The following is a 14500-nucleotide window of genomic DNA, read 5'->3' on the forward strand; positions in this document are numbered from 1 at the left end:
TCTTTCAGCAGTTTATGGCTTCCTACCCAATATTCCGCACCCTGATAGGCCACTCTGACACCTTTTCCGGTAATGTTTTCAAAACCGTCCAGGTGGGCAGGGATAACCTGCTCCTCCCCTTCCAGGGCCGTAACGATTGCTTCTGCCAGAGGATGGTCCGAAGTAGACTCGGCAGCAAGCAGTACATCTTTATAATGCTCCTCCTGCCCTTGCGCCCACAGCCAGCCTATTACCGTAGGATGTCCTTCTGTCAAGGTCCCGGTCTTGTCGAATACCACCACATCCACATTGCGCATCTGCTCTAAAGCGGAAGTGTCCCTGATAAGGATATGATTGCGGGCAGCTTTATTAAGGCCCGCCGCCAAAGCTACTGGAGTGGCCAGCCCTACCGCACACGGACAAGCCACCACCAATACGGACAAAGCGGCAAACAGACCGTGTGACACTACATCTATGCCTCCGAAGAACACCCATATAAAAAAGGTCAGCAGGGAAATGATGAGAATGACCGGGACAAAAAGCTCGGCAACGCGGTCGTCAATGCGTTGCTTCTCCGGCAGTACGCGGGCTGCGTTATGCTGCCAGCCTCCCAACCGGCAGATAGCCGCCGACACATTTCGCCGGGCACGTTCCTCCATAAACTCGCCGGTCAGGGAAAAGGCGATGATGACGGCGGCAACCCCATAATAGACATGCGGTTCCAGCCCGATGCCCAGCCAATAATCCGGGAAGAAAGTGTTGAACACACTGAACAGAAAAGCCACAGAGGTGGTAAGCGCCACCAGACGGTCTATATTGTTGCGGCCCGACCGGGTTCCCTTCCAGGCACCGGCATAAAAAGGAGCGCCGAAAAACAGCAGTACCGGAATTGCCAGTACCATCTGTATTTCACGGGTATAGGGTACATGCACAAAGACTGTAGAAAACAGTATCAGTACGATGGCAAAAAGCCATGCACCGACGACGCGCAATCCCGTGCTGTGCATATCCGGCACGGGATGTGCCTTAGTAATTATATTGCTCATTCGATTTATTTTTTAGATGGTTGTTGTTCCGCTTTAATAAAGCAACAACTGGAATGAGCAGTTTGTTCAATTACTTCTTATCGTCCTGCTTGGTTTCCTTGACAAACTCCGCTTCATAATGGAACTTTTGGAAACCTTCTTTCAACTTTTCCACATTGGTCTTGTCGGCATCATACGTGATGGTTACCGTCTTTGTCTTCAGGTCTGTGTGGAAGTCCTTCAGTCCCTTCTCAAAACGGATGTTATTGTTTATCTTCCTTACACAGTTCTCACACTTCATCTGTGCCACCTTGAACACGGCTGTACGGATGTCTTTTGCCATTGCGGCAGTCGTACAGAACAGTACGGCTGCCAAAGCAACTAAAAATCTTCTTGTTTTCATTGTTTTGCTATTGATTTAATAAATAATATTATATTCTCGGCAAGTTAAAACGGACACCTACATAGGCTTTTGCCCCATGCATCGGTCCCCACACCATCGTAGCATCAAAGTTGCTTCCCCAGGGATTGGAAGCATCGATGATGGGGTTTTTCTGCTTGAAGTTTGTCAGGTTCTCGCCACCGACGTATATAGACCAGCGACGGAAATAGCGCGTCACCTGGGCACTCAACTGCTCGAAGCCGCCATAACGCCTTTCCCACGACCAGTTGCCGTCTGTCAGTTCGTATGGAGCCGGCATGCGCCCGCCACCGTTCAACTGCAAAGTCACATCAAACTGCCACAATCCCAAAGGTGTCTGATAAGAAGCCGTCAGCAAACCTTTATACTTGCTGGTAAGGGGTTTCTCCATCAGCTCTCCGTTGTAATTCGTCTTGGCATCCGTCCAACGGTAAGCCGCGGTAAAGGTGAAACCCGGGAAGAACGGATAGCTTGCCTCCACCTGCACTACCTGCGAATAGGAACGGCCGTAAAGGTTGTAGAACAGAACGGCATGCGGGTCCGTATCCATATCCACCACCACCTGCTTGCGGAAATCCGTGTAATAGTATTCCGCATTCAGGTTCAAGGTTTTGCCGAACAAGGGAATATAGGCGGAAGCGCTTGCGCCATAGTTCCAGGCCTCATCCTGGTCAAGACGTTTGGCGATGTCTATCCGGCGGCTGCTTGCCAGCAGGTAGTTATTCTCGGCCAGCACATGGTTTGTGCGGTATCCCTTTCCTGCCGAAAGACGGAAATGTACATACTCGTTGGGATTGTACTTCACATGGAAACGCGGAGTGACGAAATAGCCGTACTCACTGCTATGGTCGCCGCGGATACCACCCATCAGCACCAGTTTATCGTCCCAGTTGTAGGTGTACTGCACGTAGGCGCCGGGGACGGCTTCTTTGGTGAATTTCTTCGTCAAAGGCTGTGCGGCGTCATTGTCCAGGCGATAGTGCTGGTCGTAGGAGTCATAGTTGAAGCTCAGTCCGGCAGAAAGGCTTTGACGCTTGGTCAGTTCCGTCTCGAACAGCAAGGAGGCATAAGCGTTGTGCTGGTCCACATCGTAGATTTTCCGTCCGTACAAGGCATCCTGCTTGTGCAGGGAGCCGGAAAGGATCAATGCCAGGTTGGTGTTCTTCTCCTTATTGAATATATAGGCGTTCTTGGTGAAGGCTTCGTAGCGGTCGGTACCTATACTTATCTTATAAGGGTCTGCCAGGGACGTTTTGCCATGGCTGACTTGCCCGCTGTTGCGGTCTTCCGTAAGCACTTTGATGCCTGCCTGGAAGACGTAGCGGTCGCCCATGTATGCCCAGCGGTTCCAGAGGTTGTACTGCTCCACACGGGGGATGTCGGCAAAGCCGTCGTCGTTGCTGTCGTGAGCTTTGGTCTCATTCTCGTAATGCGCCAGCAAAGAGGTGCTCCAACGTTTGGAGAGTTTCACCGTGGCATCGGCATTGGCTTCGTAGCGGTTGGTGCTGCTGGCAAAGAGGTTGGCGGAGAACCAATCGGCCTCGGGCAACTGGGGTTTCTTGAATTCCACATTAATTTGTCCCGTGATGGCCTCATAGCCGTTCTTCACGGACGAACTGCCCTTGCTCACCTGAATACTCTGCATCCATGGCCCGGGTACATAACCCAGTCCGTAGGGGGCGGCAGAGCCGCGGTAGTTGGGGATATTCTCCGTCATCATTTGCACATACGTACCGGACAAGCCGAGAAGCTTGATTTGCTTGGCACCGGTGGCGGCGTCAGAGTAGGTGACGTCCACCGAGGGATTGGTCACAAAACTCTCTCCCAGGTTACAGCAGGCGGCACGACTCAACTCGGCGCTACTTATCATATCTTCATTCATCACACTGTTGCGCAGCTTCATGGTGCCCAACTTACGGCTGACCACATTCACCTCGCTCAGTTCCACCCCTTCGCGCAAGACAATGTCGAGCGTCTCATTGCGGTTACTGACGTGTATCGTATCGTTCTCAAAACCGATAAAGCTGACTACAAGCATATGCTTGTCATTGGGTTTGGACAAGGAGAAAGTACCGTCCGCCGAAGTGGTGGTACCTTGGGTGGTTCTCTGCCAGAAGAGGTTGGCACCCGCAATCGGGTCGCCCAAATTATCCTTTACCGTTCCCTTTACCTGCGCCTGCAAGGCGGTGAAAGAGAACAGAAGAATGGCTATCAAACTATATTTCATTTCTGTTTTATACTTAAAGAAGTGATTAAAAAACAAACAGTTCCCTCCGGACAATTCATGTCATTGCCCCGTATAAAACAACACTAAATGAGAAGCGTGGAATAGAGCGCCAGATAATGACGCGAGCCGACGACATATGGCGGTGCTCCTGAAACAACTCTCGGAGTACAAGCCACCTGCGGCAAGGAGTGATCAAACAGCGGCAGTTGCTCGCAAAACAGTGTAAGGAATGGCACGAACGAAACAGACTCGTGTGCATGCTTCACGAAATCCACCTTGTAGTAGACGGCTGTACAGCCGGTATCCTTGCATGTTTGCCGTGAGGCACGATGTGCATTATGGCATTTGGAACAGCCGGAGGTGCAGCAACTTTGTGTCGTCTCGCATCCGGCACAGCAATACTGAACTACAGAAATCCCCACTCCGCTTATAATGATAAGGGAGGAAAAGAGTACAGCCAGTATGTAACGGAGTTCCTTCATAAGCGCTGCAAAGATAGAAAGTTTTAACCGTTTGCCGGAATTAATTTTTCCTTTTTTATGTGTGCAGTTCGTTAATAAGTTCTATATTTGTCGATAAAGTTTTTTGATTGATATGTTGATTTATAAACGAAACTCAATATGAAAAAGCAAACTGTCAGCCTACTTGTCCTTCTGCTTGCGGCAAGCGGCTTTTTCTTTTCCTGCGGTAACACCGTGAACAAAAACGCATACGCGTTGGAGTTCGACAGTATACAAGTAAACGAAACCGTACATCTCTTCGGAGACACAGCCAAGCCGGCCTGCAACCTCATCCTCAACGTTGCCTACGCCAGCCAGTCATCCGACGTAAGGCTGAAAGACAGTCTGAACACCTTCTTCCTCTCTGCCTGCTTCGGCGACAAGTACATGGCGATGACACCCGAAGAAGCTGTCAAGAAATATACGGAGAAATATGTCGGCGACTACCGCAATGACCTGGAGCCGATGTACAAGAAAGACGAGGAGGACAAGCAGGACGAGCAGAGCATAGGAGCCTGGTATTCCTATTATAAAGGAATCGAAAGCCATGTGCAGTTGTGCAATACCTTAGTACTGACCTACCGTATAGATTACAACGAATATACCGGCGGCGCACACGGCATCTATATGTCCACCTTCCTCAACCTCGACCTAAAGACCCTAAGCCCCATCCGCCTGGACGACCTCTTTGAAGGCGACTATAAGGAAGCGCTGACCGACTTGCTTTGGAAACAGCTGATGGCAGACAACAACGTCAGCACCCGCCAAGAGCTGGAGGACATGGGCTACGCCACCACCGGTGACCTGGAGCCTATCGAGAATTTCTACCTGGACCCAACGGGAATCACCTTCTATTATAATGTATATGAAATTGCCCCATACGTAATGGGAGCAACCAAAATCACGTTGTCTTATGAGGACATAGCCCCTCTGATGAACGGTAAATTCATTGTATTAAGCAGCGCTATAAAAACAGACGGCGAATAGGAACTGTAATCAATTGTCTATCAACATAAAATTCACAATGGATTTAATACTCAAATATTTCCCGGACCTGACGGAAGAACAGAAACGGCAGTTTGCCGCACTCTACGACCTCTATCTGGACTGGAACTCTAAGATTAATGTCATTTCACGCAAAGATATAGAGAACTTGTACGAACACCATGTGCTGCACTCTCTGGGCATAGCCAAGGTAATCAGGTTCAGACCGGGGACACAAATTATGGACCTCGGCACGGGAGGAGGCTTTCCGGGAATCCCGCTTGCCATCCTTTTCCCCGAAGTACAATTCCATCTGGTGGACAGCATCGGAAAGAAAGTACGCGTAGCCTCCGAAATAGCCAACAGCATCGGGCTGAAAAACGTCACCTTCCGCCATGCCCGCGCAGAAGAGGAAAAAGGGAAGTTCGACTTTGTGGTGAGCCGTGCCGTGATGCCACTGACAGACCTACTGAAGATTATCCGCAAGAACATCTCCTCCAAACAGCAGAATGCATTGCCCAACGGACTGATTTGCCTCAAGGGGGGCGAATTGGGAAACGAAACCATGCCCGTCAAGAACAAGACTACGCTGTGGGACCTGAAGGAGTTCTTTGAAGAGGAGTTCTTCGAGACAAAGAAAGTAGTATATGTAGGGGGATAAATCTAAATACATAATATGAAAATAAAGAGATTTGAGTTTAATATGTTCCCGGAGAACTGTTATGTGCTTTGGGACGAAACCAATGAAGCGGTCGTCATTGACCCGGGCTGTTTTTATGAAGAAGAAAAGCAGGCCTTGAAAAACTTCATCACCAAGAATGGGCTGAATGTGAAACATCTGCTGAATACCCATCTGCATCTGGACCATATCTTCGGCAATCCTTTCATGCTGAAAGAGTTCGGTCTGAAGGCCGAAGCCAACCAGGCCGATGAGTTCTGGATTGACGAAGCGCCGAAACAAAGCCGCATGTTCGGCTTCCAACTGCAGGAAGCCCCCGTGCCCCTGGGCACTTATCTGCACGATGGAGACATCATCACCTTCGGCAATACGAAACTGGAAGCCATCCATGTGCCGGGACACTCGCCGGGCAGCCTGGTGTACTATTGCGCGGCAGACCACTGCATGTTTTCGGGGGATGTGCTGTTTCAAGGCAGCATCGGCCGTGCCGACCTTGCCGGCGGCAACTTCGACGAACTGATAGAGCATATTTGCAGCCGTCTGTTCATCCTGCCCAACGACACGATTGTCTATCCCGGACACGGAGCACCGACTACCATAGGAATAGAAAAAGCGGAGAATCCGTTCTTCCGGTAAATATACAGCAAACTTTTAAATCATTACAGCCATGAAAAACGACCTATTGGCCTACCGCCACATCGGCATCAGCGAAAAAGACGAGGAGAAGATGCTCCAAAAAATAGGAGTGAAAAGCCTGGACGAGCTGATTGATAAAACCATTCCTGCCAACATCCGCCTGAAAGAACCGCTGGCTCTGCCCAAGACAATGACGGAGTACGAATTCGGACAGCACATTGCAGGACTGGCTGCCAAAAACAAACTTTACACAACCTATATCGGTATGGGATGGTACAATACCATCACTCCTGCCGTTATCCAACGGAATGTATTCGAGAACCCCGTTTGGTACACTTCCTATACCCCCTATCAGACCGAAGTCTCACAAGGACGCCTGGAAGCCCTAATGAACTTCCAGACTGCCGTATGTGACCTCACCGGCATGCCCCTTGCCAACTGCTCCCTGCTGGACGAAGCGACTGCCGCAGCCGAAGCCGTGACGATGATGTACGCCCTGCGTCCGCGCGACATGCAGAAATCGGGTGCCAACGTGGTATTTGTAGACGAAGCCGTCTTCCCGCAGACACTGGCGGTAATGACTACTCGCGCCATTCCGCAAGGTATCGAGCTGCGTATAGGAAAATACCATGAAATGGAATTCACGCCGGACATCTTCGCCTGCGTACTGCAATATCCCAACGCCGCCGGCAACGTGGAAGATTATCGCGCCTTCGTGGAAAAAGCCCATGCGGCCAACTGCAAAGTGGCCGTTGCAGCCGACATACTGAGCCTCACCCTGCTCACCCCTCCGGGAGAATGGGGAGCCGACATCGTCTTCGGAACCACACAACGGCTCGGTACCCCGATGTTCTATGGAGGGCCGTCGGCAGCCTACTTTGCCACCCGTGACGAGTACAAGCGCAATATGCCGGGACGCATCATCGGCTGGTCGAAAGACAAATACGGCAAGCTGTGCTACCGCATGGCGCTGCAAACCCGCGAGCAGCACATCAAGCGTGAAAAGGCGACTTCCAACATCTGTACCGCGCAGGCACTGCTGGCTACAATGGCAGGCTTTTATGCCGTATATCATGGTCCGGAAGGTATCCGCACCATTGCGGAACGCATCCACAGCATTGCCGTATTCCTGGAAAAGAGCATCAACAGACTGGGGTACAAGCAGGTCAATGCACAATATTTCGACACGCTCCGCTTTGCACTACCCGACACCATTTCGGCACAGCAGATACGTACCATCGCTCTAAGCAAGGAAGTGAACCTGCGTTATTTCAAGAATGGAGATGTAGGCATGAGCATTGACGAAACTACGGATATAGCTGCCGTCAATGTACTGCTCTCCATCTTTGCCATTGCCGCCGGAAGGGATTGGGAAAAGACAAGCGACGTACCCATGGCAAGTAGCATCAGCGCGGAGATGAAGCGCCAAAGTGCCTATCTGACACACGAAGTATTCAACAAATACCATACGGAAACGGAGATGATGCGCTACATCAAGCGCCTCGATCGTAAGGACATCTCACTGGCACACTCCATGATTTCCCTCGGCTCGTGCACCATGAAACTGAATGCCGCCGCAGAGATGCTGCCGCTCAGCCGTCCGGAATTCATGAACATGCATCCCCTGGTGCCCGAAGACCAGGCCGAAGGTTACCGCGAACTGATAAGCAACCTCAGTGAAGAGCTGAAGATAATTACCGGCTTTGCCGATGTCAGCCTGCAACCCAACTCCGGTGCGGCAGGCGAATATGCAGGACTCCGCGTCATCCGCGCCTATCTGGAAAGTATAGGACAAGGGCACCGCAATAAAATACTGATACCTGCATCCGCACACGGCACCAACCCGGCATCCGCCATCCAGGCAGGCTTTACCACCGTGACCTGCGCCTGCGACGCACAAGGCAATGTGGATATGGCTGACCTGCGTGCCAAAGCGGAAGAAAACAAGGCAGACCTCGCCGCCCTAATGATCACCTACCCTTCCACACACGGTATCTTTGAAACGGAAATTGTGGAAATCTGCCACATTATACACGCCTGCGGTGCGCAGGTATATATGGACGGCGCCAATATGAATGCCCAAGTAGGCTTGACGAATCCCGGCTTTATCGGTGCGGATGTCTGCCATTTGAATCTGCACAAAACGTTCGCCTCTCCTCACGGTGGCGGCGGACCGGGCGTAGGTCCCATCTGCGTGGCAGAGCATCTGGTTCCGTTCCTTCCGGGACACAAATTGTTCGGCAATGCCGCCAACCAGGTGTCCGGAGCTCCTTTCGGCAGTGCAGGTATCCTCCCCATTACTTACGGCTATATCCGCATGATGGGAACAGAAGGGCTGACACGGGCCACAAAGATAGCCATCCTCAGCGCCAACTACCTGGCAGCCTGCCTCAAGGATACATACGGCATCGTTTACCGCGGTGCTACCGGCTTCGTAGGACACGAAATGATATTGGAATGCCGTAAGGTGCACGAAGAGACGGGCATCAGCGAAAACGACATCGCCAAGCGCCTGATGGATTATGGATATCATGCCCCTACCCTCTCCTTCCCGGTACACGGCACACTGATGATTGAACCGACGGAGAGCGAAAGCCTTGCCGAACTCGACAACTTTGTCCACGTGATGCTGACTATCTGGGACGAGATTCAAGAGGTGAAGAACGGCGAAGTCGACAAGACGGACAACGTGCTGGTGAATGCCCCGCATCCCGAATACGAAGTGGTAGCCGACACATGGGAGCACAGCTATACCCGCCAAAAGGCAGCCTACCCGATAGAAAGCGTGCGCGAAAACAAGTTCTGGGTGAACGTGGCACGTGTAGACAACACGTTGGGAGACCGTAAACTGTTGCCCACATGCTATGGATGCTTCGACTGATGAAAAGAAAGCGTAACGGACTATTTTATAGTAAAAAAGAAGAAACCATCAATTCCATCTCCCATGGCATCGGCATTGCCATGGGAGTAATTGTAAGTACACTATTCCTGATAAAATGCTACCAGGCGCAGAATCTTTGGGCAGCATGCGGCGTATGGCTCTATCTGTTCGGCATGGGCGGTTCATATCTTGCCTCCACACTCTACCACTCCCTGAAACATCATAATCCGTGGAAACGACGCTTGCGGCATTGGGACCATGCAGCCATCTATTGGCACATTGCAGGCAGTTATTCCCCCATCACACTCATTGCATTGAGAGAGGACGGCGGTTGGGGCTGGGGACTTTTCGGCTTCGTCTGGCTATGCGCCATCATCGGCACTGTTGTCAGCTTCCGCAAGATGGAGGAGCACAGTTACGTGGAAACAGTGTGCTACATCTTGATGGGGCTGTCCGTACTGGTAGTATTCAAGCAGCTTTTCGCCCTCTCCCCCACAGCCTGCTACTGGATTATTGCCGAGGGGGTATGCTACATCACGGGAGCCGCCTTCTACTCCTTGCGCAAAGCACGGTACATGCATTCGGTTTTCCATTTCTTTGTATTGGGCGGTTCAGCCTGCCACATGGTGGCTGTATGGGACATACTGGTGAAGATGCTGTAAGCAAACGGCAAGCGCACAACCGCTAAAAGAAGTTAATAAGTATCTCTCCCCCTTGCTTTTCTCCATAACTTACCCTACGTTTGCAGTGTTGTACATCAGTACAACACTAATAAAACTATGATAACGATAGAGAATACGAGCTACGGTTACAAGTCCAATCCATTTATTTTCAACAATATATCTTTGGAAATAGGAAATGGTATATATGGACTTCTGGGGGAAAACGGCGCAGGCAAAACAACGCTGATGCATCTCATCTGCGGACTACTCTTCCCCAAAAACGGAAAGTGCAGTATAGACGGAAGAAACACGGTGGAGAGACAGCCCGGGGCGCTAAACCGTTACTTCTTCTTGCCCGAAGAGATGCAGATGCCAACCGAGAGTATCGTCAGCTTCGCTGCACACCATTCCGTATTCTATCCACATTTCAATCAAGAAGAATTCGAGCTGAACCTGGAAGAATTGAAAATCGACCGGAAACAAAAACTCTCTTCCGTCTCCTACGGACAACAGAAGAAGGCAATGCTGGCATACGCCTTTGCCCTGCATACTCCATACATCCTGCTCGACGAACCGACAAACGGGCTGGACATCACTTCCCGCCAAGCCTTGAAACGTATCATCAGCCGCAGCATGGACGATGAAAGCACGCTGCTCATCTCCACCCATCAGGCGCACGACTTCGAGAATCTGCTGGACCATCTCGTCATCCTTGGCAAAGGCGAAATATTACTGAACCGTTCGCTGGACGAAATCAGTAACCGGCTTCTCTTTGCCCGTACGGACATTCTGCCGGCAGAAAGCATCTACAGCGAACAAGACTTGGCAGGCCATTTCTCCATTCTCCCCAACGAGGACGGAGAAGAGAACACACCGGACATCGAGCTGCTGTATAAAGCGGTGCTGCAACAACCGGAAAAGATAAAGAGCATGTTTCAATGAAAATCCATCATACAAACAGAACTATGAACGCAACTTTTAATCTGAAACGCTTCCTGCTACTGGAACAATATAAAAGGAATGAGACCGGCAGGCACCTGCTTTGGTCGGCAGCCGTCGTATCGTTCATCTGCATCCTGTGCATTCTCTACGACATAAACCGCGGTGGAAGTTATTACGGCAAACATACCTCTGCCACCGAATTCTCCCGCTACGTACTATGGTTTATCCTCATGGCCCCCTGCCTGCTGGAAACAAATTTCAGCAAACGCAGCTCTACTCTCGATATACTGCTGCCGGCATCGGCATTCGAGAAGTTCCTGCATATCTGGATAAAATACCTGCTGCTGCTTCCCCTATTCTGCGGTCTACTGATAGCCTGCCTCAAAGGTCTGCTGTCCTTAAGCGGCAGCGAGTTCCTGCAGTATTTCGCAACGCACATCACGATGTTCCGGATACACAACACCCAGATACTGACCAATGTAATCCTGCATGCTTCCGCCTTCATCGGCTACTTCGCCTTCAGTCGGCAAGTCCTGCTGAAAAGTTTCACCATCTTTGTTGGCTCCATTGCCGTCTGCATAGGAATTGTAACTTTTGTGGCCTCCCTCATGCCCGAAGCCAGAGCGGACGGATACTGGATAGACAACATTGCCACATGGCCCAACACCAACTATCCGTTGTCGGCCGGTACACAAGCCATCGTGACTTTCTGCAATTATGCGGCTCCCATCAGTGTGCTGCTCGGTTCATGGGTATCGAGCTACTTCCTGCTCAAAGAAAAACAACTGTAGCCTATGGACTTCAAGACCAACAAACCGATATACCAGCAGATTGTAGATTTCTGTTTCAGCAAGATTCTCACCCGCGAATGGCGGGCAGAAGAGCGGGTGGTATCCGTGAGGGAGCTCTCCACACAACTGGCAGTGAACTCGCGTACCGTGTTGAAGGCCTATGAATACCTCCAGGCAGAGGGCATCATCTACCCGGAACGGGGAATGGGATTCTACCTCTCCAAAGATGCGGTGAAGAAAGTGATGCGAATACAGAAGAAAGAGTTTTTTGAAAACCAGCTTGCCGACATGTTCCGCAGCATGGAGCTGCTCGGCATCAGTATAGAAGAAATAACAGAACGATATAACAAACTTAAAAAAGACGGTTCATGAAGAGATACGCAAAGACTGCATTATGGATTACCTTCGGACTCCTCTTCGGACTTACGATTGTCAAAGTTTCGACACTGATGTACGAGATTTATTCCTTCATGCATTCCTAACTTTCATCGGACAGACGAGGAAAGTATAAACAACTGATATACAAGCTTCAGCATCTTCCCTTAACGGGAAGAGTGACTTTTGCATCCCTATCCAACAGTAACAGACTAATACAAACGATTATGAAAACCCAACTTTTTTTACTATTGCTTGCCCTCTCCGTACTCAGTACGCAGGCACAGAGCCTCTCCATCAAAGGACGCGTCACGGACGCCTCGCAAGAGGCAGTTATAGCCGCCAATGTGTCATTATGGACCATAGACTCTACTTTGGTGACCGGAGTAACCTCGGATGCACAAGGCAAGTTCGCCCTCCCTAAAATCAAGGCAGGCGATTACCGCCTTTCCATCTCCTTCATCGGCCTCCAAAGTGAAAACATACTGCTGAAACTGAATAAAAGCCTCGACCTGGGCGATGTACAGTTGCAGGAAGATGCCGTAAGCCTCGGTGAAGTGACGGTATCCGCCAGCAATGTGCTGCAGCGGGTAGACCGGCAAATCATCCTGCCTTCCGAAAGCCAGCTGAAACGCTCGTTCGGTGCCTACGACTTGCTGAACAATCTCGGCATTGCCCGTCTGCAAGTGGACAATCTGAGCAACAGCATGAGCGTCAGCAGTGGTGGGGCCGTACAAACCCGTATCAACGGCATTAAAGTGACAGACAAGGAGATAGCGGCCGTCAGAGCCAAAGACGTACTGCGTGTGGAGTTCATCGAAGACCCCGGCAAGCAGTACGGAGACGATGAACTGGGCGCCGTAGTCAACATTATCCTGCGCCGCCGCGAAACGGGCGGTGTTGTGAACTTCCAACTCTCCGATTCGCCCCACACCCTATGGGGAGAGAATTTCCTGAGCGCGAAGTTCAATTACAAGAACTCCGAATGGGGCATCGACTACTTCAACAAGAACGGCAAGTATCACAGCCGCCTCGAATCCCATGAAACCTTCTATCTGGGCGACCGTACCATCGACCGCATCAAGGAAGGCATCGAAGACGAGTCTCCCTCCCTGAGCTTCATCAACAACCTGAATCTGACGTACAATCTGACGAAAGCGGACAAATATGTATTCAATGCCATCTTCCGTAACAACCTCAGCAATGCCCCCTACCAGAATGAGCTGAACAAGATGTGGGCAGCGGGCAGCACGGAGTCCATCTATTCGTACGTCAACAACCACACATCCAGCTACTCTCCGGCGCTCGACCTTTACTTCCAGCATACCCTGCCCCATCAGCAGAGCATCCAGGTGAATGTAACGGGAACGCTCATCCATACCAAGAACAACCGGAAATACAAGGAGTACAAGGACGAGAACGCACCGCTGGCAGACATCCAGACATTAGTGGACGGCGACAAACGCTCCGTCATCGGCGAAGCCATTTATGAAAAGAACTTCAAGGAGGTGAAGCTGAGCGACGGTGTCCGCCACTATCAGATGCGGACGGAGAATGAGTATAAAGGTTCCAATCCCACCACTTCGAAGATGGACCAGTCGCAGACATCCGCTTTCTTCGAGGTGCAGGGCAAGGTAAAGGACTTCAGCTATGCGGGCAGCGTAGGCATGACACGTGCCTGGTTCAAGGAGAGCGAGGAAGAGCATGCTTACTATACCTTCACGCCCACCGTGCGGTTGAGCTATAATCTGAAGAAGGCGGGATTCCTGCGCTACCGGTTCAACATCAGTCCTGCCATACCGTCGCTCGGCTCGCTGACGGATGTAGAGCAGGCGATGGATACGATACAGATAGTCCGCGGCAACCCGTTACTGAAAACGTATCAACAGTTCACGAACTCCTTGTCTTACAGCTATTCGAAGAAGCAGTTCAACGCCAATCTGAGCGTGCGCCACCAGTATTATGACAATCCCATCATGGAAAGCATCTTCGTGGAGGACGGCAAACTGATACTGAAAGATGAAAACCAGCGGTCGTTCCAAAGCCTGAATGCGGAACTGATGGTCGGCATTAACGGCGCTACGCTGTTCGGGCTGAAGGATTTCCTGACGCTTTATGCTTCGGGAGGATATACGCGCAGTTGGTCGGAAGGTTTGAACTATAGCCATATGTACGATGAATTCTATTACAGCGTGATGGCGCAAGTGCAATATAAAGACTTCTCGCTGCTCGGGCAGTTCCGGAAAGTGCAGAACAATTTCTTCGGCGAAACCATCAAGAAGAACGAAAACCAGACGGCATTCATGGCAATGTACACCCGGCGGAACCTTCAGGCGGGAATCGGCATTATGTTTCCTTTCACCAATAACTATAAGGTGGGAAAAGAAAGAATCAGTGA

13 protein-coding genes are annotated in these 14500 nt (G+C 50.8%); 9 read left to right on the top strand and 4 right to left on the bottom strand.

The genetic code is table 11. From position 1 onward, the window contains the following. The 4 genes from ABUA47_RS17440 to ABUA47_RS17455 all read right to left on the bottom strand — a co-directional run. The coding region (locus tag ABUA47_RS17440; protein WP_349831829.1) for an HAD-IC family P-type ATPase at window positions 1-1025 on the bottom strand (1025 nt) is incomplete at its 3' end. Between the two features lie 70 nt (window positions 1026-1095). Next, the gene (locus ABUA47_RS17445) at window positions 1096-1407 is read right to left on the bottom strand and encodes a heavy-metal-associated domain-containing protein (RefSeq protein WP_005828167.1); all 312 of its coding nucleotides are present in this window, start codon (window positions 1405-1407) and stop codon (window positions 1096-1098) included. Window positions 1408-1435: 28 nt separating this feature from the next. Further along, window positions 1436-3652, bottom strand: a complete 2217-nt coding sequence (locus ABUA47_RS17450) for a TonB-dependent receptor (protein ID WP_035448220.1) — start codon at window positions 3650-3652, stop codon at window positions 1436-1438. A gap of 83 nt (window positions 3653-3735) precedes the next feature. Continuing rightward, a complete protein-coding gene (locus ABUA47_RS17455) occupies window positions 3736-4134 on the bottom strand; it encodes a hypothetical protein (RefSeq protein ID WP_034532772.1) in 399 nt (132 codons plus the stop codon). Between the two features lie 138 nt (window positions 4135-4272). On the opposite strand from ABUA47_RS17455, the gene ABUA47_RS17460 reads away from it, so the two are divergent. The 9 genes from ABUA47_RS17460 to ABUA47_RS17500 all read left to right on the top strand — a co-directional run. Then, complete coding sequence (locus ABUA47_RS17460; protein WP_035448218.1) at window positions 4273-5139, top strand: DUF3298 and DUF4163 domain-containing protein; 867 nt, start codon at window positions 4273-4275, stop codon at window positions 5137-5139. A 37-nt stretch (window positions 5140-5176) separates the two neighbouring features. Then, window positions 5177-5797, top strand: coding sequence for a 16S rRNA (guanine(527)-N(7))-methyltransferase RsmG (gene rsmG / locus ABUA47_RS17465; protein ID WP_009036902.1), 621 nt, complete (start codon window positions 5177-5179; stop codon window positions 5795-5797). A gap of 15 nt (window positions 5798-5812) precedes the next feature. After that, window positions 5813-6451 carry an MBL fold metallo-hydrolase gene (locus ABUA47_RS17470; RefSeq protein WP_035448216.1) on the top strand — a complete coding sequence of 213 codons (639 nt, stop codon included), beginning with the start codon at window positions 5813-5815 and terminating at the stop codon, window positions 6449-6451. 31 nt (window positions 6452-6482) lie between these two features. Next, entirely contained in the window at window positions 6483-9332 is a 2850-nt protein-coding gene (gene gcvP / locus ABUA47_RS17475) for an aminomethyl-transferring glycine dehydrogenase (protein WP_035448215.1), read from the top strand. Next, window positions 9332-9994 carry a PAQR family membrane homeostasis protein TrhA gene (gene trhA, locus ABUA47_RS17480; RefSeq protein WP_230372703.1) on the top strand — a complete coding sequence of 221 codons (663 nt, stop codon included), beginning with the start codon at window positions 9332-9334 and terminating at the stop codon, window positions 9992-9994. Before gcvP ends, trhA begins: the two co-directional genes overlap by 1 nt. Before the next feature lie 117 nt (window positions 9995-10111). Next, window positions 10112-10936, top strand: a complete 825-nt coding sequence (locus tag ABUA47_RS17485) for an ABC transporter ATP-binding protein (RefSeq protein ID WP_035448213.1) — start codon at window positions 10112-10114, stop codon at window positions 10934-10936. Continuing rightward, entirely contained in the window at window positions 10933-11727 is a 795-nt protein-coding gene (locus tag ABUA47_RS17490) for a hypothetical protein (RefSeq protein ID WP_080707016.1), read from the top strand. The genes ABUA47_RS17485 and ABUA47_RS17490 overlap by 4 nt, the downstream gene beginning before the upstream one ends. Before the next feature lie 3 nt (window positions 11728-11730). Then, window positions 11731-12099 (top strand): GntR family transcriptional regulator, encoded by a 369-nt coding sequence (locus ABUA47_RS17495; RefSeq protein ID WP_035448211.1) that lies wholly within the window; start codon window positions 11731-11733, stop codon window positions 12097-12099. Window positions 12100-12329: 230 nt separating this feature from the next. Then, window positions 12330-14500 (top strand): TonB-dependent receptor (locus tag ABUA47_RS17500; protein WP_349831830.1); only part of this gene is annotated, 2171 nt, incomplete at its 3' end.

This window comes from Bacteroides sp. RTP31139st1_H2_RTP31139_211217, from assembly GCF_040227615.1.
In the GTDB taxonomy this organism is placed as follows: Bacteria; Bacteroidota; Bacteroidia; order Bacteroidales; family Bacteroidaceae; genus Bacteroides; species Bacteroides uniformis.

Bases quoted from the DNA above. Each gene is read 5' to 3' on its own strand.
- ABUA47_RS17445 (WP_005828167.1), bottom strand. From the start codon at position 1,407: ATGAAAACAAGAAGATTTTTAGTTGCTTTGGCAGCCGTACTGTTCTGT.
- ABUA47_RS17450 (WP_035448220.1), bottom strand. From the start codon at position 3,652: ATGAAATATAGTTTGATAGCCATTCTTCTGTTCTCTTTCACCGCCTTG.
- ABUA47_RS17455 (WP_034532772.1), bottom strand. From the start codon at position 4,134: ATGAAGGAACTCCGTTACATACTGGCTGTACTCTTTTCCTCCCTTATC.
- ABUA47_RS17460 (WP_035448218.1), top strand. From the start codon at position 4,273: ATGAAAAAGCAAACTGTCAGCCTACTTGTCCTTCTGCTTGCGGCAAGC.
- rsmG (WP_009036902.1), top strand. From the start codon at position 5,177: ATGGATTTAATACTCAAATATTTCCCGGACCTGACGGAAGAACAGAAA.
- ABUA47_RS17470 (WP_035448216.1), top strand. From the start codon at position 5,813: ATGAAAATAAAGAGATTTGAGTTTAATATGTTCCCGGAGAACTGTTAT.
- gcvP (WP_035448215.1), top strand. From the start codon at position 6,483: ATGAAAAACGACCTATTGGCCTACCGCCACATCGGCATCAGCGAAAAA.
- trhA (WP_230372703.1), top strand. From the start codon at position 9,332: ATGAAAAGAAAGCGTAACGGACTATTTTATAGTAAAAAAGAAGAAACC.
- ABUA47_RS17485 (WP_035448213.1), top strand. From the start codon at position 10,112: ATGATAACGATAGAGAATACGAGCTACGGTTACAAGTCCAATCCATTT.
- ABUA47_RS17490 (WP_080707016.1), top strand. From the start codon at position 10,933: ATGAAAATCCATCATACAAACAGAACTATGAACGCAACTTTTAATCTG.
- ABUA47_RS17495 (WP_035448211.1), top strand. From the start codon at position 11,731: ATGGACTTCAAGACCAACAAACCGATATACCAGCAGATTGTAGATTTC.